This window comes from Microbacterium azadirachtae, assembly GCF_000956505.1.
In the GTDB taxonomy this organism is placed as follows: domain Bacteria; phylum Actinomycetota; class Actinomycetes; order Actinomycetales; family Microbacteriaceae; genus Microbacterium; species Microbacterium azadirachtae_A.
The window spans coordinates 248,117-270,335 of sequence record NZ_JYIX01000038.1 but is presented as its reverse complement, the minus strand read 5'-3'; the positions used below and the strand labels follow the sequence as shown (position 1 = coordinate 270,335).

The 22,219-nt window shown below is 69.0% G+C and carries 21 protein-coding genes and 1 tRNA gene; 12 read left to right on the top strand and 10 right to left on the bottom strand.

Annotated features, from left to right (window positions below; all coding sequences use genetic code 11):
• Positions 1-149 precede the first annotated feature (149 nt).
• Both RS86_RS15765 and RS86_RS15760 read left to right on the top strand, forming a co-directional pair.
• Positions 150-2,039, top strand: coding sequence for a hypothetical protein (locus RS86_RS15765; protein WP_045273195.1), 1,890 nt, complete (start codon positions 150-152; stop codon positions 2,037-2,039).
• Positions 2,036-2,980, top strand: coding sequence for a tetratricopeptide repeat protein (locus tag RS86_RS15760; RefSeq protein WP_045273194.1), 945 nt, complete (start codon positions 2,036-2,038; stop codon positions 2,978-2,980). Before RS86_RS15765 ends, RS86_RS15760 begins: the two co-directional genes overlap by 4 nt.
• Before the next feature lie 37 nt (positions 2,981-3,017).
• Here the strand turns inward: RS86_RS15760 and RS86_RS15755 are convergent, their stop codons facing one another.
• Entirely contained in the window at positions 3,018-3,587 is a 570-nt protein-coding gene (locus tag RS86_RS15755; RefSeq protein ID WP_045273193.1) for an ATPase AAA, read from the bottom strand.
• A 54-nt stretch (positions 3,588-3,641) separates the two neighbouring features.
• Between RS86_RS15755 and RS86_RS15750 the strand changes: the two genes are divergently transcribed.
• On the top strand, positions 3,642-4,325 hold the full coding sequence (locus RS86_RS15750) for a DsbA family oxidoreductase (protein WP_045273192.1): 684 nt from the start codon (positions 3,642-3,644) through the stop codon (positions 4,323-4,325).
• Positions 4,326-4,463: 138 nt separating this feature from the next.
• Here RS86_RS15750 and RS86_RS15745 read toward each other — a convergent pair whose 3' ends face one another.
• Positions 4,464-4,955 carry a glutathione peroxidase gene (locus tag RS86_RS15745; RefSeq protein WP_045273191.1) on the bottom strand — a complete coding sequence of 164 codons (492 nt, stop codon included), beginning with the start codon at positions 4,953-4,955 and terminating at the stop codon, positions 4,464-4,466.
• A gap of 60 nt (positions 4,956-5,015) precedes the next feature.
• Here RS86_RS15745 and dusB point away from each other — a divergent pair, with 60 nt between their 5' ends.
• The 4 genes from dusB to RS86_RS15725 are packed head-to-tail and all read left to right on the top strand — an operon-like array spanning position 5,016 to position 10,258.
• Positions 5,016-6,170 (top strand): tRNA dihydrouridine synthase DusB, encoded by a 1,155-nt coding sequence (gene dusB, locus RS86_RS15740; protein WP_045273190.1) that lies wholly within the window; start codon positions 5,016-5,018, stop codon positions 6,168-6,170.
• A complete protein-coding gene (locus RS86_RS15735; protein ID WP_045273189.1) occupies positions 6,160-7,545 on the top strand; it encodes a deoxyguanosinetriphosphate triphosphohydrolase in 1,386 nt (461 codons plus the stop codon). Before dusB ends, RS86_RS15735 begins: the two co-directional genes overlap by 11 nt.
• Positions 7,545-9,434, top strand: coding sequence for a DNA primase (gene dnaG, locus RS86_RS15730; protein WP_045273188.1), 1,890 nt, complete (start codon positions 7,545-7,547; stop codon positions 9,432-9,434). The genes RS86_RS15735 and dnaG overlap by 1 nt, the downstream gene beginning before the upstream one ends.
• A gap of 53 nt (positions 9,435-9,487) precedes the next feature.
• On the top strand, positions 9,488-10,258 hold the full coding sequence (locus RS86_RS15725) for an ATP-binding cassette domain-containing protein (protein WP_045273187.1): 771 nt from the start codon (positions 9,488-9,490) through the stop codon (positions 10,256-10,258).
• A 168-nt stretch (positions 10,259-10,426) separates the two neighbouring features.
• On the opposite strand, the gene RS86_RS20665 is transcribed toward RS86_RS15725, so the two are convergent.
• On the bottom strand, positions 10,427-10,585 hold the full coding sequence (locus RS86_RS20665) for a hypothetical protein (protein WP_160299701.1): 159 nt from the start codon (positions 10,583-10,585) through the stop codon (positions 10,427-10,429).
• Positions 10,586-10,910: 325 nt separating this feature from the next.
• On the opposite strand from RS86_RS20665, the gene RS86_RS15720 reads away from it, so the two are divergent.
• The 4 genes from RS86_RS15720 to RS86_RS15705 all read left to right on the top strand — a co-directional run bounded on the left by RS86_RS15720 (position 10,911) and on the right by RS86_RS15705 (position 14,357).
• Positions 10,911-11,675: an AraC family transcriptional regulator gene (locus tag RS86_RS15720; protein WP_160299700.1), complete on the top strand. Its 765-nt coding sequence runs from the start codon at positions 10,911-10,913 to the stop codon at positions 11,673-11,675.
• A gap of 608 nt (positions 11,676-12,283) precedes the next feature.
• The gene (locus RS86_RS15715) at positions 12,284-12,940 is read left to right on the top strand and encodes a hypothetical protein (protein WP_045273185.1); all 657 of its coding nucleotides are present in this window, start codon (positions 12,284-12,286) and stop codon (positions 12,938-12,940) included.
• A gap of 169 nt (positions 12,941-13,109) precedes the next feature.
• Entirely contained in the window at positions 13,110-13,952 is an 843-nt protein-coding gene (locus tag RS86_RS15710) for a universal stress protein (protein ID WP_045273184.1), read from the top strand.
• A gap of 9 nt (positions 13,953-13,961) precedes the next feature.
• Positions 13,962-14,357, top strand: coding sequence for a pyridoxamine 5'-phosphate oxidase family protein (locus tag RS86_RS15705; RefSeq protein WP_045273183.1), 396 nt, complete (start codon positions 13,962-13,964; stop codon positions 14,355-14,357).
• A gap of 50 nt (positions 14,358-14,407) precedes the next feature.
• Here the strand turns inward: RS86_RS15705 and RS86_RS15700 are convergent, their stop codons facing one another.
• From RS86_RS15700 to def, 4 genes are all read right to left on the bottom strand, one after another.
• Entirely contained in the window at positions 14,408-15,979 is a 1,572-nt protein-coding gene (locus RS86_RS15700; protein ID WP_045273182.1) for a Na+/H+ antiporter, read from the bottom strand.
• A gap of 246 nt (positions 15,980-16,225) precedes the next feature.
• Positions 16,226-16,301 (bottom strand) — tRNA-Asn (locus RS86_RS15695).
• 158 nt (positions 16,302-16,459) lie between these two features.
• The gene (locus RS86_RS15690) at positions 16,460-16,972 is read right to left on the bottom strand and encodes a septum formation family protein (RefSeq protein WP_045273181.1); all 513 of its coding nucleotides are present in this window, start codon (positions 16,970-16,972) and stop codon (positions 16,460-16,462) included.
• A 141-nt stretch (positions 16,973-17,113) separates the two neighbouring features.
• Positions 17,114-17,680: a peptide deformylase gene (gene def / locus RS86_RS15685; protein WP_082076822.1), complete on the bottom strand. Its 567-nt coding sequence runs from the start codon at positions 17,678-17,680 to the stop codon at positions 17,114-17,116.
• A gap of 127 nt (positions 17,681-17,807) precedes the next feature.
• Between def and RS86_RS15680 the strand changes: the two genes are divergently transcribed.
• Positions 17,808-18,902 carry a DMT family transporter gene (locus tag RS86_RS15680; protein WP_152642208.1) on the top strand — a complete coding sequence of 365 codons (1,095 nt, stop codon included), beginning with the start codon at positions 17,808-17,810 and terminating at the stop codon, positions 18,900-18,902.
• 39 nt (positions 18,903-18,941) lie between these two features.
• On the opposite strand, the gene pgl is transcribed toward RS86_RS15680, so the two are convergent.
• Genes pgl through zwf form a run of 3 tightly spaced genes read right to left on the bottom strand, consistent with a single transcriptional unit; the run spans position 18,942 to position 22,202 of the window.
• On the bottom strand, positions 18,942-19,721 hold the full coding sequence (gene pgl, locus RS86_RS15675) for a 6-phosphogluconolactonase (RefSeq protein ID WP_045273179.1): 780 nt from the start codon (positions 19,719-19,721) through the stop codon (positions 18,942-18,944).
• 1 nt (position 19,722) lies between these two features.
• Positions 19,723-20,658, bottom strand: a complete 936-nt coding sequence (locus tag RS86_RS15670; RefSeq protein WP_045273178.1) for a glucose-6-phosphate dehydrogenase assembly protein OpcA — start codon at positions 20,656-20,658, stop codon at positions 19,723-19,725.
• Entirely contained in the window at positions 20,655-22,202 is a 1,548-nt protein-coding gene (gene zwf, locus RS86_RS15665; protein ID WP_045273177.1) for a glucose-6-phosphate dehydrogenase, read from the bottom strand. The genes RS86_RS15670 and zwf overlap by 4 nt, the downstream gene beginning before the upstream one ends.
• Positions 22,203-22,219 lie beyond the last annotated feature (17 nt).

The window sequence follows — 22,219 nt, the reverse complement described above, 5'->3', positions numbered from 1 at the left end:
ACCTCTCCGGGTCCTGGAGCATCGCGGGAGAGGCCGTGGCCGAGCAGGCGGAGGGGCCTCTCGTGGCATCCATACAGGTCGTTTCGCTAGTCTGAAACGTCGAGCGGAGATCCCGGGCGCCTACCCGAGGATCGCGGAGGAGATTTTTCGTGCGTTTTGTATGGGCTGTTCTGGCCTTCGTGCTGGCGGCCGTCCTGATCGGGACGGGTATCGCGCAGCGGACCATCTTCCTCGGCCCCAAGGACGTGACGGCCGAGCTCTCGGTCAAGGCCCCGCAGGCGTTCACCGTGATCGACTCCGCCGTGCTCCGCGCCCATCCGGGCGAGCAGACCCTCGTTGCGCATGGCGACGGCACGATCTTCGTGGCTCAGGCCCGCACGGCCGACCTCGAGGCCTGGCTCAGCGACACGAGCTACAACCGGATCACGCTCGCCAAGGACGGCACCGCGACCACTTCGAAGCTGGTGGAGCCGACGGCGAAGAACGAAGACGGCAAGGATGTGCAGCGCGACCCGGCGGGATCCGATCTGTGGCTGGACAGCTTCACGGACAAGAACTCGCTCGTCGACCGCATGCAGGTGCCGGAAGGGGTGAGCGTGCTGCTCGCCTCAGACGGCAAGGCGGAAGCTCCGTCCGACGTCGCTGTGAAGTGGCCGCTCGACACGGCGACGCCGTGGGCAGGACCGCTCATGGTCGCCGGTGGGATCTTCCTCCTGCTCGGGCTGGTGCTGTACGTGCTCGCGATCCGGCACTCCCGCCGAGGCCGCGGCCCGCGCCGAAAGGCGCCGCCGCCCCTGCCCGTGACCGAGCCCATCGACGTGGCCGACCGTGCCGCCATCGATTCCGCGCCCGAGGGCGCCGCGGCTCCCGACGCCGAGCCGGCGACCGACGCGACCGGCTCGCGGACGCAGCCGGAACCCGATCCTGCCGCCAGCCAGGACGGAGCCGTGCGGGAGCGGCGCGCCACGATGCCGAAGCGCCGGCGCGCCCTGCTGCTGATTCCCGCAGTGGGCGTCACCGCCGCGCTGCTCAGCGGGTGCACCCCGGATATCTGGCCGCACCCTGCGGCATCTCCGACGCCGACGCCGACGGAGACCCAAGCGGTCGAAGCTGGCCAGCAGGCCCCGGCTGTCACCGAGGCGCAGGCCGCGCGGATCCTGGAGAGCATCTCCGGCACGCTCGCCGACGCCGACAAGAACCTCGACGCGGCGAAGGCGGAGACGCGCCTGGAGGGCTCGGCCCTCGAAGCGCGCAAGACGGCGTATGCCGTCCATAAGAGCGTCGCAGACTTCGCACTGCCCGCGACGATCCCGGCCGACAAGGTCAAGATCCTCGTGCCGCAGGCGTACGACTCCTGGCCGCGCACCGTGCTGATGCTCGTGGAGCACGGCAGCAACGACAAGGTCGCGCCGTTGATCATGACGATGACGCAGGCCGATCCCTGGTCGAACTACAAGATCTCCCACGTCGCCGAGATGCAGGCGTCCGCGAAGCTGCCGAACATGGCGCCAGCCTGGCTGGGCGCCAAGCTGACCCCGCCGGACTCCCCGTTCCTCGTGGTCCCGCCGGATGAGTTGGCCTCGGAGTTCGCGAACGTGATCGACCAGGGCGACAAGAGCGAGTTCTACGACAAGTTCGACAAGTCGGCGCTCGCGTTCGCCAAGTCCGTGCAGGACAGCAGGGCGACGGTCGTGCAGGCCCTCAAGGATGCCAACGCCGACACCACGTCGACTCTCGCCTTCGCGGCGAAGGCCGGTACCGAGGCGCCGGTGTCGATGTCGAGCATCGACAGCGGCGCGATCGTCTCCGTCACGGTCGACGACTCGCAGACGATCAAGCCGACATCGGCGGATGCCGTGATCAAGCTGGACAAGAACCCTTCGGCGAAGGCCTTGACCGGTGTCGATCAGTCGGCGGCCGGCTTCGTGTCGGTGTACGGCGTGCAGCTGTTCTTCGCCGTGCCCGCGCAGGGATCCGATGCGAAGATCACGCTGCTGGCCGCGTCCCAGCAGCTCCAGAGTGTGACGGAGATCAAATGACCGAGCTGTCCGCCGCCGCCCTTCGTGGCGCCGTCGACCTTTCCTCGCTGCGCAATCGCCCTGCCGCGCCGACGTCTGACGCTCCCGCGCAGACGCCCGCGGAGGGCGCAGCCATCCCGCTGGTCTTCGACGTCACCGATGCCACGTTCGGGCAGGTGCTCGAGCTGTCGCAGAGCGTTCCTGTCGTCGTCGACCTGTGGGCGGAGTGGTGCGGGCCCTGCAAGCAGCTCAGCCCCGTGCTCGAGAAGGTCGTGACCGAACTCGCGGGTCGCGTGGTGCTCGCGAAGGTCGATGTGGACGCCAATCCGCAGCTCGCCCAGGGCTTCCGAGCGCAGTCGATCCCGATGGTGGTCGCCCTCGTGGCCGGTCAGCCGGTTCCTCTGTTCACCGGTGCCGTGCCGGAGGAGCAGGTGCGCGAGGTGTTCGCCCAGCTGCTCCAGCTCGCGGCGCAGCACGGCGTGACCGGAACGATCCCGGTCGGCGAGGGAGCGGAGCAGGGCGAGCCCGCCGAACCGGTCGAGCAGCCGCTTCCGCCGCTGCACCAGGCAGCCTTCGATGCGATCGAGCGCGGCGACTTCGCCGAGGCGATCGAGGCGTACGAGAAGGCCCTGGCGGAGAATCCGCGCGACGAGGAGGCCCGCTCGGGCCTCGGGCAGGTCCAGCTGCTGTTCCGCACGCAGGATCTCGATCTGAATGAGGCACGCGCTGCGGCTGCCGCAGCACCGACCGACATCGCCGCGCAGTTCGCCGTCGCCGACCTCGATGTCGCGGGCGGCCACGTGGCCGATGCGTTCGACCGCCTCCTGGACCTGTTCACCGCCGTGCCCGCCGACGAGCAGAGCCGGGTGCGCGAGCGTCTGGTGGAGCTCTTCGGCCTGGTCGGCGATGCGGACGCGCGCGTCGTCACGGCGCGCAAGCGCCTCGCCGCGCTGCTGTTCTGAGCGCGCTGCTGTTCTGAGCCGGTCCGGCGCCTGCGCGTCAGGACGAGCGTGGCAGCGTGCGCAGCCAGCGCTCCGTCTCGCGCGGATGCCCGAACCGCATGATCGGAAGATGCGGGTGCTCCGCGGAGATCTCGGGCATCCGCTCGCTCCACTTGTGCAGCGTCGTGGTCTGCCAGCGCAGGATGTTCTCCTCGGGGCCTTGGCGGAGCATGGCCCACAGCGGCTTCTCGCGATTGCCGTTCCAGAGCTCGCTGCGTAGAACGCTCCGTGAGATCGTCCGCCGCAGCAACCGCGTCCGCACGACGCGATACGGGTAGTCCAGCCAGATGGCCAGGTCCGCGCGTGGAACGAGGATCGGATCCGTGCCCTTGCTGGTGTACTGCCACTCGGTCACCCAGCGCTCCGTGCCGGCGAATGCGCGGACGTCGTCCAGGAACGAGGCTCGCGGCGTCCATCCGGGACCGTGGAACAGCGCGTCCAGCTCGATGTGGGGGAGACCGCGGATCGCGCTCAGCCGCCGCGCCAGGGTGGTCTTTCCGCTTCCCGTCACACCGGCGATGAGGATCCGCTGCGGCGCGGAGGCGGGATCGGCAGGGTCGGCGGGCATCGGATGAGGCTAGCATCCGGAATATCCCCGAAGAACATGCGGTTGAATCGATGTGTGAGTGAACCCATCTCGATCGACATCTGGTCCGACATCGCCTGCCCCTGGTGCTACATCGGCAAGCGCAATCTCGAGGCGGGGCTCGCCGCCACCGCCGAGGACGACGACGCGCCGCAGGTGACGATCACGTTCCACTCCTTCGAGCTCTCTCCCGACACTCCCGTCGACTTCGAAGGAGATGAGGCCGACTTCCTCGCGGGCCACAAGGGCATGCCGCGCGCGCAGGTCGAGCAGATGCTCGACCGCGTGACGGGCGTCGCGAAGGAGGCGGGACTCGACTACCGGTTCGACCTCCTGCAGCACACGAACACGGTCAAGGCCCATGAACTGCTGCACCACGCCAAGGCTGAGGGGCGCCAACACGACATGGAGGAGCGGCTCATGTCCGCGTACTTCATCGAGGGCCGTCACGTGGGTCGCGTCGACGACCTGGCCGACCTCGCCGCGGAGGTCGGGCTCGACCGGGACGCCGCTCTCGAGGCGCTGCGGTCCGAGCGGCACCTCGCCGACGTGCGAGCGGACCAGGCGCAGGCTCAGGCCTACGGGATCCAGGGCGTGCCGTTCTTCGTGATCGACGGTCAGTACGGCGTCAGCGGAGCGCAGCCGCCCGAGGCGTTCGCCGGAGTCCTGCGCGACCTCTGGGCCAAGCGCGCCGACGCGGGCTCCGTCCTCGAGGGCTGACCGCTCCCACAAGAACCTCTTTGACCGCGAGACTCCATCTCCGCGACGAGACTGCAGTTGTTTCGTGCAGTCTCGTCGCCCAGATGGAGTCTCGCGGCCAAGTGGGGTGCCCCGGGAAGCGCGCGCTCTCGTGCGGGGTCAGTCCAGGGCGTGCTCGATCGCGGCGACGATCTCGGGGTCGTCGGGGACCTGGCGCGGGCGGAAGCGCCGCACGGATCCATCGGGCGCGACGAGGAACTTCTCGAAGTTCCACTCCACGCGCCCTGCCTTGCCGTGACCGTCCTCGGTCTCCTTGAGCGACTTGTAGAGGTCGGCGGCGCTGCGTCCGTTGACCTTGACCTTGTCGTTGATCGGGAACGAGATGCCGTAGGTCGTGGAGCAGAACTCGAGGATCTGGTCCACGGATCCGGGCTCCTGACCGAAGAACTGGTTGCAGGGGAAGCCGACCACGGTGAGGCCGCGTTCGCCGAATCGGCGCTGCAGCTCCTCGAGCTGTTCGTACTGCGGCGTCAGACCGCATTTCGACGCGACGTTGACGACGAGCACGGGACCCGTGCCGTAATCGTCCAGCGTGCGGGTGTCGCCTGCGGCGTCGGTGAACGGGATCTGGCGCAGTGGAGTGTCGGACATATCCCCAAGCCTAGGAGCGACGGGGATCGGAGGCTCCAGATCTGGGACAATGGACAGGATATGACTCTCGCCCCTGCTTCCGTCCGGCCCCTGCAGATCGGCCCGCTGCGCATCGACGTCCCCGTCGTGCTCGCGCCGATGGCGGGCATCACCAACACGGCCTTCCGTCGACTCTGCCGCGAGTACGGTGCCGGCCTGTACGTCAGTGAGATGATCACGTCGCGGGCGCTCGTGGAGCGCAACGCGATCACCATGCGTCTCATCCAGCACCACGAGAGCGAGACGCCGCGATCGATCCAGCTCTACGGGGTGGATCCGCAGACGATCGCCGAAGCGGTGCGGATCATCGTCGCAGAGGACCGTGCCGATCACATCGACCTCAATTTCGGCTGCCCGGTGCCCAAGGTCACCCGCAAGGGCGGCGGCGCGGCGCTGCCGTGGAAGATCGGCCTGTTCGCCGACATCGTCGATCGCGCGGTCAAGGCCGCGGGCGACGTGCCGCTCACCGTGAAGATGCGCAAGGGCATCAACAAGGATCACCTCACCTTCCTCGACGCGGGGCGTGCCGCGGAGGACGCCGGGGCTGCCGCGGTCGCGCTGCACGCGCGGACGGCGGGGGAGTACTACTCCGGTCATGCGGACTGGTCGGCGATCGGCGAGCTCAAGCAGGCGGTGACCTCGATCCCGGTCCTGGGCAACGGCGACATCTGGAGTGCCGACGACGCCGTGCGGATGATGGCGGAGACCGGCTGCGACGGTGTCGTTGTGGGCAGGGGCTGCCTCGGCCGCCCTTGGCTCTTCGGAGATCTCGCCGGTGCGTTCGGCGACGAGAACGCCGTGCAGGTCGATGCGACCCTGGGCTTCGTCAAGGACGCGTTCCGCCGGCACGCCGAACTCCTCGTCGAGTTCTTCGAGGACGAGGACCGCGGCTGCAAGGACGTCCGCAAGCACGTGGCCTGGTACTTCAAGGGCTATCCCGTGGGCGGGGAGACCAGGGCGGCGCTCGCCCGCGTCTCGACGCTGCAGGAGATCGACGACATCCTCGGCACGCTGGGCGACGCCCCCTATCCTGGCGCACCGGCAGAAGGGCAGCGCGGTCGTGCGGGCACGCCCAAGCGCACGGCCCTGCCGGACGGCTGGCTGGATTCCCGCGACGTCGCCTCCGAGGTCACCGACATGATGCGCGGCGCCGAGGTCGAGAACAGTGGCGGCTGAGGCCGTGGTGCTCGTCGACGGCTACGACGCGCACGACGCCGCTCGCTTCTTCGCCGAGACCCACCGCTCCGAACGGGACGACTTCGCCCGCGACCGCGCCCGGGTGCTGCATTCCGCGGGTCTTCGCCGCCTCGCCGCGAAGACGCAGGTGCTGAGCCCCGCGAGCACCGCGGACTTCGCCCGCAACCGCCTCACGCACTCGCTCGAGGTGGCGCAGGTCGGTCGCGAGCTCGCGGTCGCCCTCGGGGTCTCCGCCGACGTCGTCGACACCGCATGCCTCAGCCACGACCTGGGGCACCCTCCGTTCGGTCACAACGGCGAGCGCGCGCTCAACGACTGGGCCGAGGACATCGGGGGCTTCGAGGGCAATGCGCAGTCCCTGCGGATCCTCACCCGGCTAGAGGCGAAGGTGCTCGACGACCAGGACCGCTCGGTCGGGCTCAACCTCACGCGGGCCAGCCTGGACGCGACCTGCAAGTACCCCTGGACCGTGGACAGTCCGCTGCCCGATCCTGGCGGCCGGCTCAAGTTCGGCGTCTATCCGGAGGATGAGGACGTCTTCCGCTGGATGCGCGATGGCGCCCCTGGGCGCTTGCGCTGCATCGAGGCCGAGATCATGGATCTCTCCGACGACATCGCCTACTCTGTGCACGACTTCGAGGATGCGATCGTCAACGGGTACCTGGACGTGGCGCAACTGGCGGATCCGGCAGAGCACCACGCGCTCGTGGGGCGCGTCCAGCAGTGGGTGGGCTACGACTTCACCCGTGAGGACCTCGCCGACGCGCTGTACCGGCTCACCCGGCAGCCGATGTGGCTGTCCTCTTTCGACCGTTCTCGTCGCGATCTCGCGCGGCTGAAGAACCTCACGAGCGACATGATCGGCCGCTTCGCGCGTGCCGCCGTCTCCGCGACCCGCGAGGCCTACCCTGGCGCGAACCTCGCCCGGTACAGCGCGCATGTCGTGGTGCCGAAGGTCATCGAGGCCGAGATCGCCGTGCTGAAGGGGATCATGGGCCAGGCGATCGTCACGATCGACGCCCGTCGCGGGGTGTACAAGGAGCAGCGGCGCGTGCTCAAGCGCCTGGCGGACGCGCTGTGGTCCACCGACGCGCTGTGGACGGCCGGGGCGGACGTGCTCGAGCCGGCGTTCGCCGCCGACTTCCATGCCGCCGGATCCGATGCTGAGCGGGCCAGGGTGGTCGTCGACCAGGTCGCGAGTCTCACAGACCAGACCGCGGTGGACTGGCACAACCGCCTGGTCGGGGACATCGACCCCGCCGAGGTCGGCATCTGGTCGCCCAGGCACGCCAGGCCCCGCCCTGCGCACACGTCGCGGGCCGGGCTCGTCGCCGCCGAACACGGCGGCCACTGATGCCGCGGATCCTGCAGGCGGACGTCGACGAGGTCAAGTCGCGCACCAACATCGCCGACATCGTGGGGGAGCGCGTCTCGCTGAAGTCCGCGGGCGTGGGGTCGATGAAGGGCCTGTGCCCGTTCCACGATGAGAAGAGCCCCAGCTTCCACGTACGCCCGCAGGTCGGCTACTACCACTGCTTCGGGTGCGGCGCCTCCGGCGACGTCTACTCGTTCCTCCGCGAGATGGACCACGTGAGCTTCACCGAGGCCGTGGAGCGCCTCGCCGGCCGCGTCGGCTACACGCTGCACTACGAGGACGGCGGCCCCGCGCCGGAGACGAGCGGGCGCAGCCGGCTCTACGCGGCGAACACCGCGGCCGCAGAGTTCTTCCGCAGTCAGCTGCTCAGCCCCGAGGCCGAATCGGCGCGTGCATTCCTGGGTCAGCGCGGATTCGACGCGGGCGCCGCAGCGCACTTCGGCGTGGGCTATGCCCCGCGCGGCTGGGACGGCATGCTCAAGGCCCTGATCGCGCAGGGATTCACCCGTGACGAGCTCACCGCCGCGGGGCTCGTGTCCTCCGGGCAGCGCGGGGTCTACGACCGGTTCCGCGGACGCGTGGTCTGGCCGATCCGCGATGTGACGGGTCAGACCATCGGATTCGGGGCGCGCAAGCTCTACGACGACGACCAGGGCCCGAAGTACCTGAACACCCCCGAGACGCCGATCTACAAGAAGGCGCAGGTGCTCTACGGGCTGGATCTGGCCAAGCGAGACATCTCGCGCGGCGATCCCAAGCGCGTGGTCGTGGTCGAGGGATACACCGACGTGATGGCCTGTCACCTCGCCGGAGTCACCACCGCCATCGCGACCTGCGGCACCGCGTTCGGCGCCGAGCACATCAAGCTGCTGCGCCGCGTCATGGGGGACGACTCCGCCGCCGGCGAAGTCGTATTCACATTCGACGGCGACGAAGCGGGGCAGAAGGCGGCGCTCCGAGCCTTCACGGAGGACGATCGGTTCAACGCGCAGACCTTCGTCGCGGTGGCGCCCGACGGGCTGGACCCCTGCGATCTGCGCCTGCAGCGCGGCGACCAGGCCGTACGAGGGCTCATGTCGGCCAAGGTGCCGATGTTCGAGTTCGTGATCGACCGAAAGATCGCCTCGTTCGACCTGAGCACCGCGGAGGGACGGGTCGGCGCGCTGCGCGCGGCGGCGCCGATCGTCGCCGAGATCCGAGACGCTCTGCTGCGCCCGGAGTACGAGCGGATCCTCGCCAGGCGCCTCGGCATGGACCCCACCGACGTGCATGCCGAGGTGCGCGGGCATGAGCGGCGTCGCCGCCAGGGCGACTCCGGTGCGCACGATCAGCGCACGGCCGCCCCTGCTGCCGGAACGCGTCCCGGTGCGCCGGACGCGCCGGCCGCCGCGCCGATGCCGGTGGTGACGATCGCCACCCTTCCGAGGACGGGCGACTCGCCACTCGAGCGCGACGCGCTCATGGGGGCGCTGCAGTACGGTCATCAGCTCGACGCCGAGTTGCTCCAGCGCGCGATGACCACGCCGTTCGCCGTGCCTGCGCTCGACGCGGTGCGCGAGGCGATCGCGCAGTTCCCCGATCGGCAGCGGCCGGGGTGGGCGCTGCAGGCCGTCGACGCCGTGCGCGAGCCCTACCGCGGGCTGGGCGGGGAACTGCTCATGGCGGCCTTCCCGGCGCGGGACGAGCAGGGCGCCAGGGCGTCCGCGACGGACCTGTGCCGCCGGCTCATCGTGCGCGGTCTGGAGCGGGAGAAGCATGAGCTGCTGGGCGCCATCCAGCGGCTGCCCGCCGATTCCGACGGCGCCCGTTCGATCGCACGACGCATCGTCGAGATCGACGCCGAGCGGCAGCGCTTCATCGAGAACTGAGGCCCGCCGGGGAGCGCGACCCGGCGCCCGCAGGCATCGGGCAGGATGGGTACATGGCACGTGCGACGGGGGATGCATCCACTGCGATCGTCTGCGAGGACATCGTGATCGACCGGATCGGGCATTCCGCGCCGACGAGGGCGATCGACGGCGTGACGTTCACGTTGCCCGCGGGGGAACTGATGTGCATCGCCGGTGCGACGGGATCCGGAAAGTCGACGCTCGTCGGGGCGCTCGCCGGCGCCGCCGATCCGTCGATCCGTGTCGTCGGCGGATCCGCCACGGTCTGCGGCGTGTCCGTGCGCCACCCCGGCCGCCGGCTGCGAGAGCTGACCTACCGGGCCGGCTACCTGCCGCAGAACGCCGGAGCGCTACTCACTCCGCAGCTGACCGTGCAGGAGACCATCGCGGAGCCGATCCTGCAGCGCGAGCGGCGCGTCAACGTGAAAGCTCTGGCGATCAGGGTGGCGACACTGCTGGATGAGCTGCACCTGCCTCTGGGCCTCGCCGCGTCCTTCCCCTACGAACTCAGCGCGGGCATGCGTCAGCGCGTTGCGATCGCCCGAGCGCTGGTGCTCGATCCGACTGTCCTGATCGCCGACGAGCCGCTCGCGAACCTCGATCTGGAGGTGCGCCCCGTGGTCTTCGCCGCGATCACGCGTCGTCGCACCGAGCGGGGGATGGCCGCTCTGCTGGTGAGCAACGACGCGGCGTTCGCGCGCGAGCTCGGCGCGGAGACGCTCATGATCCGCGAGGGACACGTGGTCGCACGGGGTGCGGGCGCGGATCTGCTCTGGACTCCCGGCACCGAGCACAGCCGCTGAGCAGCTCGCCACCGTTCGGCGAGGACGAACGCACTGTCGGGGTCGAGACCCTCGCCCCTCTCCGGGCTCATCGCTGCGAATCACCGAATCGGGTCAGAATCGTGCTGACGCGATAAAAGGCAGGAACGCGCAGCTTCGTATCTCACAATGCGAAAACCTGCAGTGCCTCTAGCGCTGCATAAGATACGCGGCACCGAGGCCGATGACCACAACGCCGAGGCCGAGGATGGCCCAGATAGGCGCGCCGTAGAACTCCTTGAACAGCCAAGGAATCTCATAGTCGCTGTCACCCTTGCGCGCATGGTTGCGTCGCTTTTCGCCCGCCATTGCCGACCTCCCCAGTGGTCACCTCGTGCACAGCGACTCCGCTGATCGCCGGGCACGAAAAAGACACTACAAGATCGCGACCCCCCGAGCATCATCGAACTCGCCCGCGTCGCACCGGGGCGCGGTTGCCGCGCTCCATTTGATGACGTTATGTTGATGCGGGATATCGCAGCTGGGGGAGTCGCTCTCGCACTGATCGACGGGGGAAGATCGTCAAATGGGGATTGTCACGAATTCAGGGGATTTAACACGGCTCCTCCGCGGTGAGAGGCAGCATCCGATCGTTGCGCTGCGCTACCGCAGCGTACTTGCGACGCAGCACGTCGTGGGCCGTGACATCTTGTGGCGATGGTTGCCGCAGGACGCCGACGGAGCGGAGACGGCGGCGCTCCTCGTCTCGTCGATCCCGCTCGAGATCCACGGTGCGGAGGGGGAACCGCGAGAGGTTCCTCCCGGTGCGCTGGTGTTCCTGCATCCGCATCGGGCGGCGTCGGTGAGTGCGGTGAAGGCCGGCACCGTCATGATCGCATGGGTCCCCTGGGCGGAACTGGTCGAGATCGAATCGGGCGTCGGCGCCCCCATGGAGGTGATCCCGGCGAGTGCGCTGGGCCGTGGGCTGCGTGCGTTCCTCGATTCCTTGCTCACTCAGCCCTCGGAGCCGACGCTGTACACCGACTACCTCGTCGAGCAGCTGATCACCGAGATGGTGTTCGGCGTCCTTGTCGAGGCAGGACCGCGCACGACGATCGCAGGCATCGAGGCCCCTGGCATCGCACGTGCGCGCACGCTCATCCTGATCCGGCGCACCGAGCCGGAGTTCGGCGTCGCCGCACTGGCGCAGGATCTGCACATGTCGGTCCGGAATCTGCAGCGACTCTTCGCCGTCGACGGGAGTACGCCGGCGGACGAGCTGCGGCACGCACGGGTGGATCTCGCCCAGGAGCTGCTGGCCAACGTGGGCAACGCGCCGCTGGGCATCACCGAGATCGCAGAACTCGCGGGCTTCCGCGACGCTGCGGCGCTGCGCCGGGCCTTCGCGTGGGCGGGGCTGACGACACCGCGAGAACTGCGCAGGGCCTCCCGTCGCTGACCAGTGACCGGAGGCCCGGTGTGAGCCGATTCATCACTATCGCGCCAGAGATATTCGATTCTGCGACACTGGAGCGGCAAAGCGCGCACTCTGTCGACGCTCGCGCGACATTCTTCACCTTCGGTGGCACGAGTGCGGGATCCCCATGATTTGATGAGTCTCACGGCTTCCTATGTCGAACCGGTCTCCAGATGCTGCTCGACGACTCCCGGAAGCTGTGCAATGCTCGGAGTCCGGCCGAATTTCCCATCGGTCGAATGGTGGTCCCAGAGACCCATTCACGGAGCATCGCGCAATTGTGCCATTGCGGATTCCCCTCCTCGGACTCCGCAATGGCCTGCTATCGACAATCCGATTCGATACCGCCCATTCGTCGCGCCAACCAGTGAACAGGCCGAGTGGCTCTTCCAGGGTATGCAGAGCATAGGGCGAAGGCGTGCGCATCGCGAATGCTCTTCGATTCAGCGCCACATTTCATCATTATCGCGTCCAGGCACTCCACCGAGGCGATGCAGGCGTCGATGATGATCCAGCGCGGCAACTGCGCGACCGCCGAGGCGGCGCAGGGCCGAGCAGTCTGAGATCCACTTTTCTGGGGAGGAACACACATGTCCGAAAGCAAGACCATGGGGAGCGGGCGTCCTGGCGTCGATCGCCGCACGATCGTCAAGGGTGCGGCGTGGAGCATCCCCGTCGTCGCGGCGGCTGCCGCCATGCCGCTGGCATCCGCGTCGACGCCGGGCTGCCCCACCTGCATCAAGGCGGGCTTCCCGATCATCGGCGGCATCATCTCCGGAGCCTGGACGTCCCAGGCTCTCGTCGCCGGGAACAAGGGGACGATCGCGTTCCCGTCGATCTTCGGCCTCGATGCGACGCAGTGCGGCATCAGCTTCACCAACATCTTCCAGCCCGCCTTCACCTACATCGTGACGCAGGCGACGCTGACGATGTCCGACGGCAACACCTACAACTCCGCCGTCGGACTGGGTGCGGGCGCCGGAAACATCTCGACCGTCGGCGCGATGCCCGGTGCCTTCGTGTTCACCAACGTGTCGCTGCCCAACGGCGGCGCCATCGGCGGTCTCGGCAACTACACCGATGTCCCGACCAAGCTCACGGTCACGGTGCAGACGACGCTCCAGTACGGAATCGGCCTCTCCATCCAGTGCCCGATGGTCCTCACCTGGAACCTGCACGGCGTCGCCACCGGCCTCGTGGCGTTCGGGGCAGGCACGGTCAACTTCACCGGAACCGCGACGGTCTGAGACACGATCGCACGCGCGTCGAGTCGTCGAGCGATGAAGAAGGTCCCGTCGGGTCGTACCCCGGCGGGGCCTTCTCAGTGAGCAGGACCTTAAACCCGGTCGCAACCCCTGCACAGCGCACGCCCCTCTGGCTACCCTCGAAAGAAGGCAGGGATGAGAGGAACGAGTCATGAGTGAAGTGATCGTTGTAGGAGTCTCGGGCGCACCGGTGTCGGCACGAGTCGTCGACTGGGCGATGACACGTGCCGCGGAACGGTCGCAGCGCGTGGAACTGGTCTCCGTCGTCGGGGGAGCGATCGGCACTCTCGGCGAAGGCGGCCCTCTGGCGGAGGCCACCGCCGCGTCCCGCTCCTTCCTCGAGGACTACGTGCGGCTGCACGCGGACTGGGATGTGGAGGTCAGCGTGCGGGTGGAGGTGGGCAACCCCGTCGAGCGACTCGTCTCCGCATCGGAGGATGCGGCGCTGCTGGTCATCGGCAGCGACTATCAGGGGGGATCATCGCCCTCGGTCCGCGGATTCCATGGGGTCCGCATCACCGCCGGCGCGCACTGTCCCGTCGTCGTCGTCCCCGACTTCGATCCGGCTGATCGGAAGGGAGTCGTCGTCGGGGTCGACGGATCCGAGATCTCCGAGAGCGCGCTGCGCTTCGCCGCCGCCGAGGCCGACCGCAGCGATGAGCCGCTGACGGCGGTGTCGGTGTGGACGCCTCTGACGGCGCCCGGATACGGCCTGGTGGGATATTCACAGCCCTACCTCGACAACATGCAGACGGCGACGGAGGAGATCCTCGCGATCGCCCTGGCCGGTCTGTCGACGGACTATCCCGATCTCACGATCGTCCCCGTCGTCGAGAGCGGCTATCCCTCCCGTGTGCTCGACGAACTCGCGGCAACGGCAAGACTCTGCGTCGTCGGCTCACGCGGGCGAGGTGCGATCCGGCGCTTTCTGCTCGGATCGATCAGCCAGGAGGTCATCGCGCATCCGGCCACGGTCACGGCCGTCGTCCGATAGGAGCAGACGATGATCATCGAACTCAGCGAGCAGGAGTGCTACGACCTGCTCACCGCGACGACCGTCGGCCGGATCGGCTTCGTGCACGACGCCCGCGTGCTCATCCTCCCCGTCAACTTCGTGGTGTCGGGGCGGGATCTTCTCCTGCGCACGACCGCCGACGGCCTTCTGAGCACCCTCTCAGAGGCCCCGAGCGAGGTGGCGTTCGAAGTCGACAGCCATGTTCCCCTTTCTCGCACGGCATGGAGCGTGCTGATGCACGGTCGGCTCTCACGTGTCGACGAGGGGGACGCAGCGGCGGTCCTGCCGCGTGTCTCGCCGTGGGCCGGTGCCGGCATGGATCTGCCGCTGCGATTCCGCATCGAACGGATGACGGGACGGACGGTGCACGGCGATCAGGCGTAGCTCTCGAGCGTGCCGGCCTGTCGTCAGGGCCGGCCTGCGACCGGACCGCTTCATTCGTGCCGCTCCGTCGACGCCGGTGCCAGGTGCAGAGCGTCGCGATCCAGACGCGACTGCAGCCGATGCAGCGTCACGTCGCTGATCGTGCCGTGGTTGCGGAGGCGGATCACGATGTCTCGGGTGCGGTCCACGAGGGCGAGGCTCAGCGCTGCGTAGTCGCGATCCAGATCCCGCCGGGTGCTGTGCTCAGACCCGGGTGAGCCGTCGATCCTCTCGAGGCGTTCCCGGTACTCGTTCACGAGCCTGTCGCGCACGTGGTCCGGGGCGCCGATCTCCTGCGCGAGGGCGGGCATCGCGCGGATCGCGGAGAGCAGGGCGGTCCGATGCGCGCGGGTGAACTCGGCGGAGACCATCGAGTCGGGCTCGAAGCGCGCCCAGCGGATCACCGCCGGCAGGAGCAGACCCTGGGCGAGGATCGTGAGGATGACGACTCCCGTGGCGACGAAGACGATCTCGGCGCGACCGGGCATCCCGGCAGGCACGGCGAGTGCGACCGCCAGGGAGATCGCTCCGCGGAACCCCGCGACGGTCGAGACGACCCTGGCCCGATGCGTCATCCGCTTCCTGCGCTGCGCGGGGCTCCGATCCACGAGGCGGATCGTCCATGTCGTGAACATCTGGAACACGAAGCGGATGAGCAGGATGGCGATCCAGATCAGCACGCAGAGCGCGAGCAGCAGAGGGATGCTCTGCGTCGAGACCGATCGGAGCGCGGACTGCGCTTCGATCCCGATCAGGACGAAAAGGGCGCCGTTGAGCGTCGTGGTCGCGAGGATCCAGAAGCCGTCCCGTTGCTGCCTCGACTGCGGTGTTCCGGAGCGCGGCCCGGTGCGGCTCAGGTAGAGGCCCGCGACGACGACCGCGATGACGCCGGAGGCGTGGATCTGCTCCGCGGCGAGGAACGCCGCGAACGGCACCAGGATCAGGGCTGCGTTGTGCATGAGGGGGTCGCTCAGGCGCCGGAGGACGGCGGTGCCGAGAAAGCCTGCGAGCAGGCCGACGATCCCGCCGCCGCCGTACGCCAGCACGACGAGCCACGTGACCTCCGCGCCGGAGTAGTGAGCGCTGCTCCCGGCGAGTCCGATCACGATCGTGTAGATGACCAGCGCGGTGCCGTCGTTGATCAGGCTCTCGGTGCGCAGCTGGACGATGTTCCGGTGCGGAAGCGCGCGGGCGAGCGCTCCGACGGCAGTGGCGTCGGTGGGGGCCAGCGCGGCGCCCAGGATCAGCGCGGGCAGCCATCCCCAGCCGAGGGCGACGCCGATCCCGGCTGTGCCGAACGTCGTGGCGACCACCAGCAGCGTGCTCAACAGCAGGATGACCCGCAGATCCCGTCTCACCTCGCGCAGAGGCGTCATCAGCGCCTCCCAGAACAGCAGCGCCGGCAGGAACAGTACGAGCACCGCATCGGAGGGCAGGTGGATGCTCTGCACCGGGGGGATGAGTCCCACCAGCAGCCCGAGCAGGAGCTGCAGCAGCGGGACAGGCAGGCGGAGCCTCGGTGCGGCCCAGGATGAGCCCACCACGAGGGACCCGACCAGGACGAAGGTTGCGAGCGGATCCATGGGCAGTCCTCTCCGGCGGATGGGACGGAGCAGGGACCGGGGATCCCGCCATCGCGACGCCGGTCCGCAGGGCTCGGTCGAGACGAGCATCTCAGGCCGGCGTTACGGCACCGTTTCCGGCAGCAGCGGGGAGCGTTTCGCTCGCGCAGGATCGCGGGGGCTTCAGACGATCGACGGCCCGGACGGGCCCGAGAAACGGAGAAGCCCCCAACCTCCTTTTCATATCAAAGGGGGTTGGGGGCCTATTGGCTCCCCGGCTTGGACTCGAACCAAGAACCTGCCGGTTAACAGCCGGCTGCTCTGCCAATTGAGCTACCGAGGAATGCTTCCCGCTGCGCGGGCAACTCGTCAACTATAGCAAAGGATGTGCGCCGACTCCGACACGGGCCGGCGCCCGGGCGCGTCGCCCGTTCGCCCCTCGCGGACGACGGAGGGGCCCGCCGTGGCGAGCCCCTCCGTGTGATGCAGGATCCGCGGGGATCAGCGTGCGGCGCCCTTGAGGGAGCCGGTGGTCTGACCTGCCGGGTCGCTCACGATGCACTGCACGAGGCGGTCGTTCATCGAGTCCCAGGTGTCCTTCGTCGGCGTCATGTAGGAGACGTCGAGGGCGGAGTCGTTGAAGGCGACGCCGATGAAGGTCGTGAACGCATCGCCGGCGCACTTCTCCACCTCGGCGTCGATCGCGGCGGAGTCGTACTCGACGCCCTCCAGCTTGAACTCGTAGAAGACCTCTTCGTCATGCGGCTTGTCGCAGGGCACCACGTCGGTCTCACTGACCGTCGAGCCGGTGTCGCTCATCTTGCAGTCGCCGAGCTTGAGGTTGAAGATGCCGATGTTCGAGCTCGCCGTGACCTGGGACTTGTCGTCGCGCGGCGCATCGCCGCCCCCGTTGCCGAGCACGCTGCTGAGCATGCTGCAGCCGCTGAGTCCAGCGGCCAGGACCAGCGCGGAGCCGACGACGGTGACGCGACGGAGAAGTGCGCGGTCGTTCATGGGAATTCCCCCTCTAGAAGCTATGAATCCACGCAGAACGCGGGACAGCTAAGAACGTACCGGTGCAGGAGCGCAAATCTCAAACCTGCAAAAAAGTAGTTCTGTCCAGGGGGATTTCTGTTCCGAGTCGAAGTTTGGGGGTCAGCCCTCGAGATCGTCCACGCCGGGCAGCCAGCTGACGCCGGGGCGGCCCCAGCCGCGCTTGCGGGCGATCTTCTGCACGGTCTTCCAGTCGCCGTCGTCGAGGCGGTCGACGTAGAGGATGCCATCCAGGTGGTCGAACTCGTGCTGCATGATGCGGGCGCGCCAGCCGTCGACCTCGATGCGCACGTCATCGCCGTTCAGATCTGCGCCGGTCACCAGCACGCGCTCGGAGCGTCGCAGCGGGAACCGCTCGCCGGGGAAGGAGAGGCAGCCCTCCGACTCGAGGTCGGGGTCGGGGGAGCCCGGCTCGAGGGGAGCCATCCACAGCACGGGATTGATGATCTCTCCGCGCCAGGGATTCTCGTCATCGTCCACATAGGAGTAGACGTAGATCCGCAGGCCGACGCCCACCTGGGGTGCGGCGAGCCCGACGCCAGGGGCGACATCCATGGTCTCGTGCATGTCCGCCACCAGGGTGCGGATCTCGTCAGTGATCTCGCCGACCGGGTCGGCGGGGGAATGCAGGACGGGGTCGCCCATGATGCGAATCGGAAGCACTGCCACGCGTCAACCCTAGTCGGCGCAAGACGGCGGGTAGGCTCGAAGCGTGCTTGAGAACCTGACGCGGACTACCGGGGCGGCCGACGTCGGCGAGCATCTCGCCGGGGTCTTCCAGAACCCTGGCCTGCTGATGGGCATTCCACTCGCTCTCGCCGGCGCGGTGTTCATGTCGCTCGGCGCGCAGTACCAGCACCGCGGCGTGGAGAAGGTGGAACGGCTGAGCGGCTCCGACGCCGCCACGGGCCTCAGCTGGGCGCAGGTGCGCGGGCTGCTCACACGTCCGTCCTGGATCGTCGGCACGCTCATGCTTGCCCTGGCGATCGTCTGCCAGCTCGCGGCGCTCACCAAGGCTCCGCTGATCGTGGTGCAGCCGCTGGGCGCGATCGCGCTGGTGATCACCACCCTGCTGAACGCCCGGGTGAGCGGCGTCGCGCCGACCAAACGCTCGCTCGTCTCGATCTTCGCCTGCGTGGGCGGCATCTTCATCTTCGTGCTGTTCGCGGCGCTGTTCGCGGTCGAGCGCGCGATCAGCGAGATCCAGCTGTTCACGATCCTCACCATCCTGCTGGTCGTGATCATTCTGCTCGGCACCTGCTGGCTGATTCTGCGCCACCGCATGCGCGCCCTCTTCTATGTGACCGGCGCCGGCATCCTGTACGGTTTCGTGGCGACGCTGGCCAAGGCCGTCATCAGCCGGATCCAGGCCGGGCAGTTCGACTGGCTCACGGCCGTGTGCGTCATCGCGCTGATCGCCGCGGGTGCCGCGGGCGCCTACTTCGTGCAGACCGCGTACGGCTCCGGCCCTCCCGACCTGGTGATCGCAGGCCTCACGGTGGTCGACCCGATGGTCGCGGTGCTGATCGGCCTGCTCGTCCTCGAGGAGGGCGCTGCCGCCCCCTCGTGGGTGTTCATCGCGTTCGGCATCTCCGGCGTGATCGCGGGCTGGGGCGTCGTGACGCTCGCCCGCTACCACCCGCAGGTGGTCGGCGAGAGCCAGGAACTGCCGATCACGCGAGGCAGCTCCGGGGGCGCGACGCCGTCCGCCGCGCACGCAGAGCCCGCACCTTCGGCGAGCGAGGCACCTCCCGGTGGATCAGCGTCCCCGGGTGCCCCGCGGGGGGAAGCCCCGGAGTGGCCGTCCAACGTCGCCCCGATACGGCGAGAGGATCCGCCCCGCACCGGCGGCGACGCCGGCGAACGCGGGAACGGATCCTCGGGCGTCTGAGCGGGAACCGGATCCGGTCCCGTCAGACGACGGGTTCGCTCAGTAGTCGATGTCGATGAGGTCGGGTGCGACCTCGGAGGCGGCCGCCTCGTCGACGAAGAACACCGTGCGCTTGCGCCCCTTGGCACCTGCGGCCGGAACGTTCTCGTAGTTCGCGCCGGCCAGGGCGAGCCCGAGCGCGGAGGCCTTCTCCGCTCCCGTGAGCACGAGCCACACCCGCTTGGAAGCGTTGATGACCGGGCGGGTCAGCGTGATCCGATCCGGCGGGGGCTTGGGGGAGTCGCGCACCGGCAGGACCGCGGCGTCGGTCACCGTGATCTCCGGACGGTCGGGGAACAACGATGCGATGTGGCCGTCCGGGCCGACGCCGAGGAAGCACACGGCGAAGGACGGCCAGGCGCGCCCCGCGTCGCCGAAGCGCGCGAGCTCGGCCGCATAGGCTGCAGCGCCCTCGTCCAGGCTCAGTCCCGCATCGCTCGCTGCCATCTCGTGGACGTTCTCGGCGGGGACGGGGATCCGGTCGAGGAGCGCCTCCCGCGCCTGTCCCGCGTTGCGCTCGGGGTCGTCCGCCGGCACGAAGCGCTCGTCGCCCCACCAGAAGTGCACGAGCGACCAGTCCACCTCGGCCGCGCGCGGGTCCTCCGCGACGGCCCGCAGCACGGCGGATCCCATGCTGCCGCCGGTGAGGGCGATGTGGGCGAGCCGTCTGTCCCTGATCCGCGCCTGCACGCGGACGAGGAAGCGGTCGGCGACGAGCCCGGCGAGGGACGCCGGATCCTCGCCGATGACGACCCGCTTGGCGGGGGAGTCGGCGGCCACGTCAGGCCACCGGCTCCGGGGCGCTGAGCTGTGCGAAGCCCTCGGTGATCACGCGGCCGTAGAGCACGTCGGGGTCGAGCCGGCGCAACTCCTCCGCCAGGCACTCCCGCAGCGTCCGCCGCGGCAGATGGAGCTCGTGATCCGGCTGTCCGGGCTGCGTCAGCATCGCGGATCCCGGTACCGGGCGCTCCAGCAGGATGTCGCCGTTGGCACGGGTGAGCCGCACCGACTTGATGCCGTGCGCCCACTGCGCGATCGGCTCGTATGCCCAGCGGACCGGCACGTCCAGCGCGAGGCCCAGCCAGGCGGCGAGCAGCGCGGTGGACGGGGAATCGGCGGCACCGCGCACCTCGACCGTGGTCACCTCGTCGAACGGCGGCTGATCGAGGACAGCGGCGAGCTGCTCCCGCCAGTGCGTGAGCCGGGTCCAGGCGAGGTCGGTGTCGCCGGGAACGTGCGTGCGGCCGAGCACCTCGAGCTGCGCCCGCACGTCGGTCGCAGTCGCAGCGTCGGTGATGCGGCGCTGCGCGATGCGTCCGAGCGGCGACTCGGCAGGGGCTTCCGGCGCCAGTGTCGGCCACCAGACGACGACGGGGGCGTCGGGCAGCAGGAGGCCGGTGACCAGGCTCTCCTCGTTGCTGGCTGCGGCGCCGTAGGCGTGCAGCACGACGACCTCGCTCGCGCCGGCGTCGCCGCCGACGCGGATCTGCGCGTCCAGACGCGCGTCGCCCTCGCTCGTGGTGAGCACGATGACGCGCATCGGGTGCTCGCGGGACGCGTCGTTCGCCGCGTCGACCGCTGCCTCGAGCGCGTCGTCCGGCGCCGCGATGATGAGCGTGAGCACGCGGCCGAGTGCGACCACGCCGCCCTCTTCGCGAGCCTTGACCAGGTTCTTCGCGACCTGGCTGATGTTGGTGTCGGGCAGATCGATGATCACGGGCGCCTCCAGACACGTCCGTCGCGGGCGAGCAGGGCGTCGGCGGAGGCCGGGCCCCAGGATCCGGGAGCATACTGCTCCACGGGGCCGCCTTCTGCAGCCCAGTACTGCTCCACGGGATCGAGGATCTTCCAGCTGAGCTCGACCTCCTCATGACGCGGGAACAGCGGCGGGTCGCCGAGCAGGACGTCCAGGATGAGCCGCTCGTACGCCTCCGGGCTGGCCTCGGTGAACGCGTGTCCGTAGCCGAAGTCCATCGTCACGTCGCGCACGTTGCTGCCGTTGCCAGGAACCTTGGAACCGAAGCGCAGCGTGACGCCCTCATCCGGCTGCACGCGGATGACGAGAGCGTTCTGCCCGAGCTCCGATGTCTGACCGCTGCCGAACAGGTGCTCGGGTGCGCGCTTGAAGACGACCGCGATCTCGGTGACACGGCGGCCGAGGCGCTTGCCGGTGCGCAGGTAGAACGGCACGTCGGCCCACCGGCGGGTGTTGATCTCGAGCTTGACCGCGGCGTAGGTCTCCGTGATGGATTCCGGATCCATGCCGTCCTCGTCGAGGAAGCCGGTGACCTGCTCGCCGCCCTGCCAGCCGCCGGCGTACTGCCCGCGGGCGGTCGCGAGGGAGAGGTCGTCGGGCAGCGAGACCGCGGCCAGGACCTTCTCCTTCTCGGCCCTCAGGTGCTCGGCGGAGAGACTGATCGGCTCCTCCATCGCGGTGAGGGCCAGAAGCTGCAGCAGGTGGTTCTGGATCACGTCGCGGGCCGCGCCGATGCCGTCGTAGTAGCCCGCACGTCCTCCGACGCCGATGTCCTCGGCCATCGTGATCTGCACGTGGTCGACGTAGTTGCGGTTCCAGATCGGCTCGTACAGCTCGTTCGCGAAGCGCAGCGCGAGGATGTTCTGCACCGTCTCCTTGCCGAGGTAGTGGTCGATGCGGAAGATCGAGTCGGCCGGGAAGGTGCCTTCGAGCGCGTCGTTGAGCGCGCGCGCGGAGGCCAGGTCGTGGCCGAACGGCTTCTCGATCACCACGCGGCGCCAGTGGTCCGCGTCCTCATGGGCCTCGACCAGCCCGGAGTCGCGCAGCTGCTGCGCGACGAGCGGGAACTGGTTCGGCGGGATCGACAGGTAGTAGGCGTGGTTGCCCATCGTGCCGCGTTCGATGTCGAGCTTCTCGACGGTCTCGCGGAGGCGGCGGAACGCGTCGGGGTCGCCGAACTCGCCCGACACGAAGCGGATGCCCTGGAGAAGCTGCGCCCACGTCTCCTCACGGAACGGGGTGCGCGCGTGCTGCTTGACGGCGTCGTAGACGACCTGCGCGAAGTCCTGGTCCTCCCAGTCGCGGCGGGCGAAGCCGACCAGGGCGAACCCGGGAGGCAGCAGACCGCGGTTGGCGAGGTCGTAGACGGCGGGCATCAGCTTCTTGCGCGACAGATCGCCGGTGACGCCGAAGATCACCAGGGCGCTGGGCCCCGCGATCCGGTTCAGCCGGCGGTCGTCGGGATCGCGGAGCGGGTTGCTGCCGCGGGAGACGGGAACAGTCATCGGTGGGGGATTCTCCT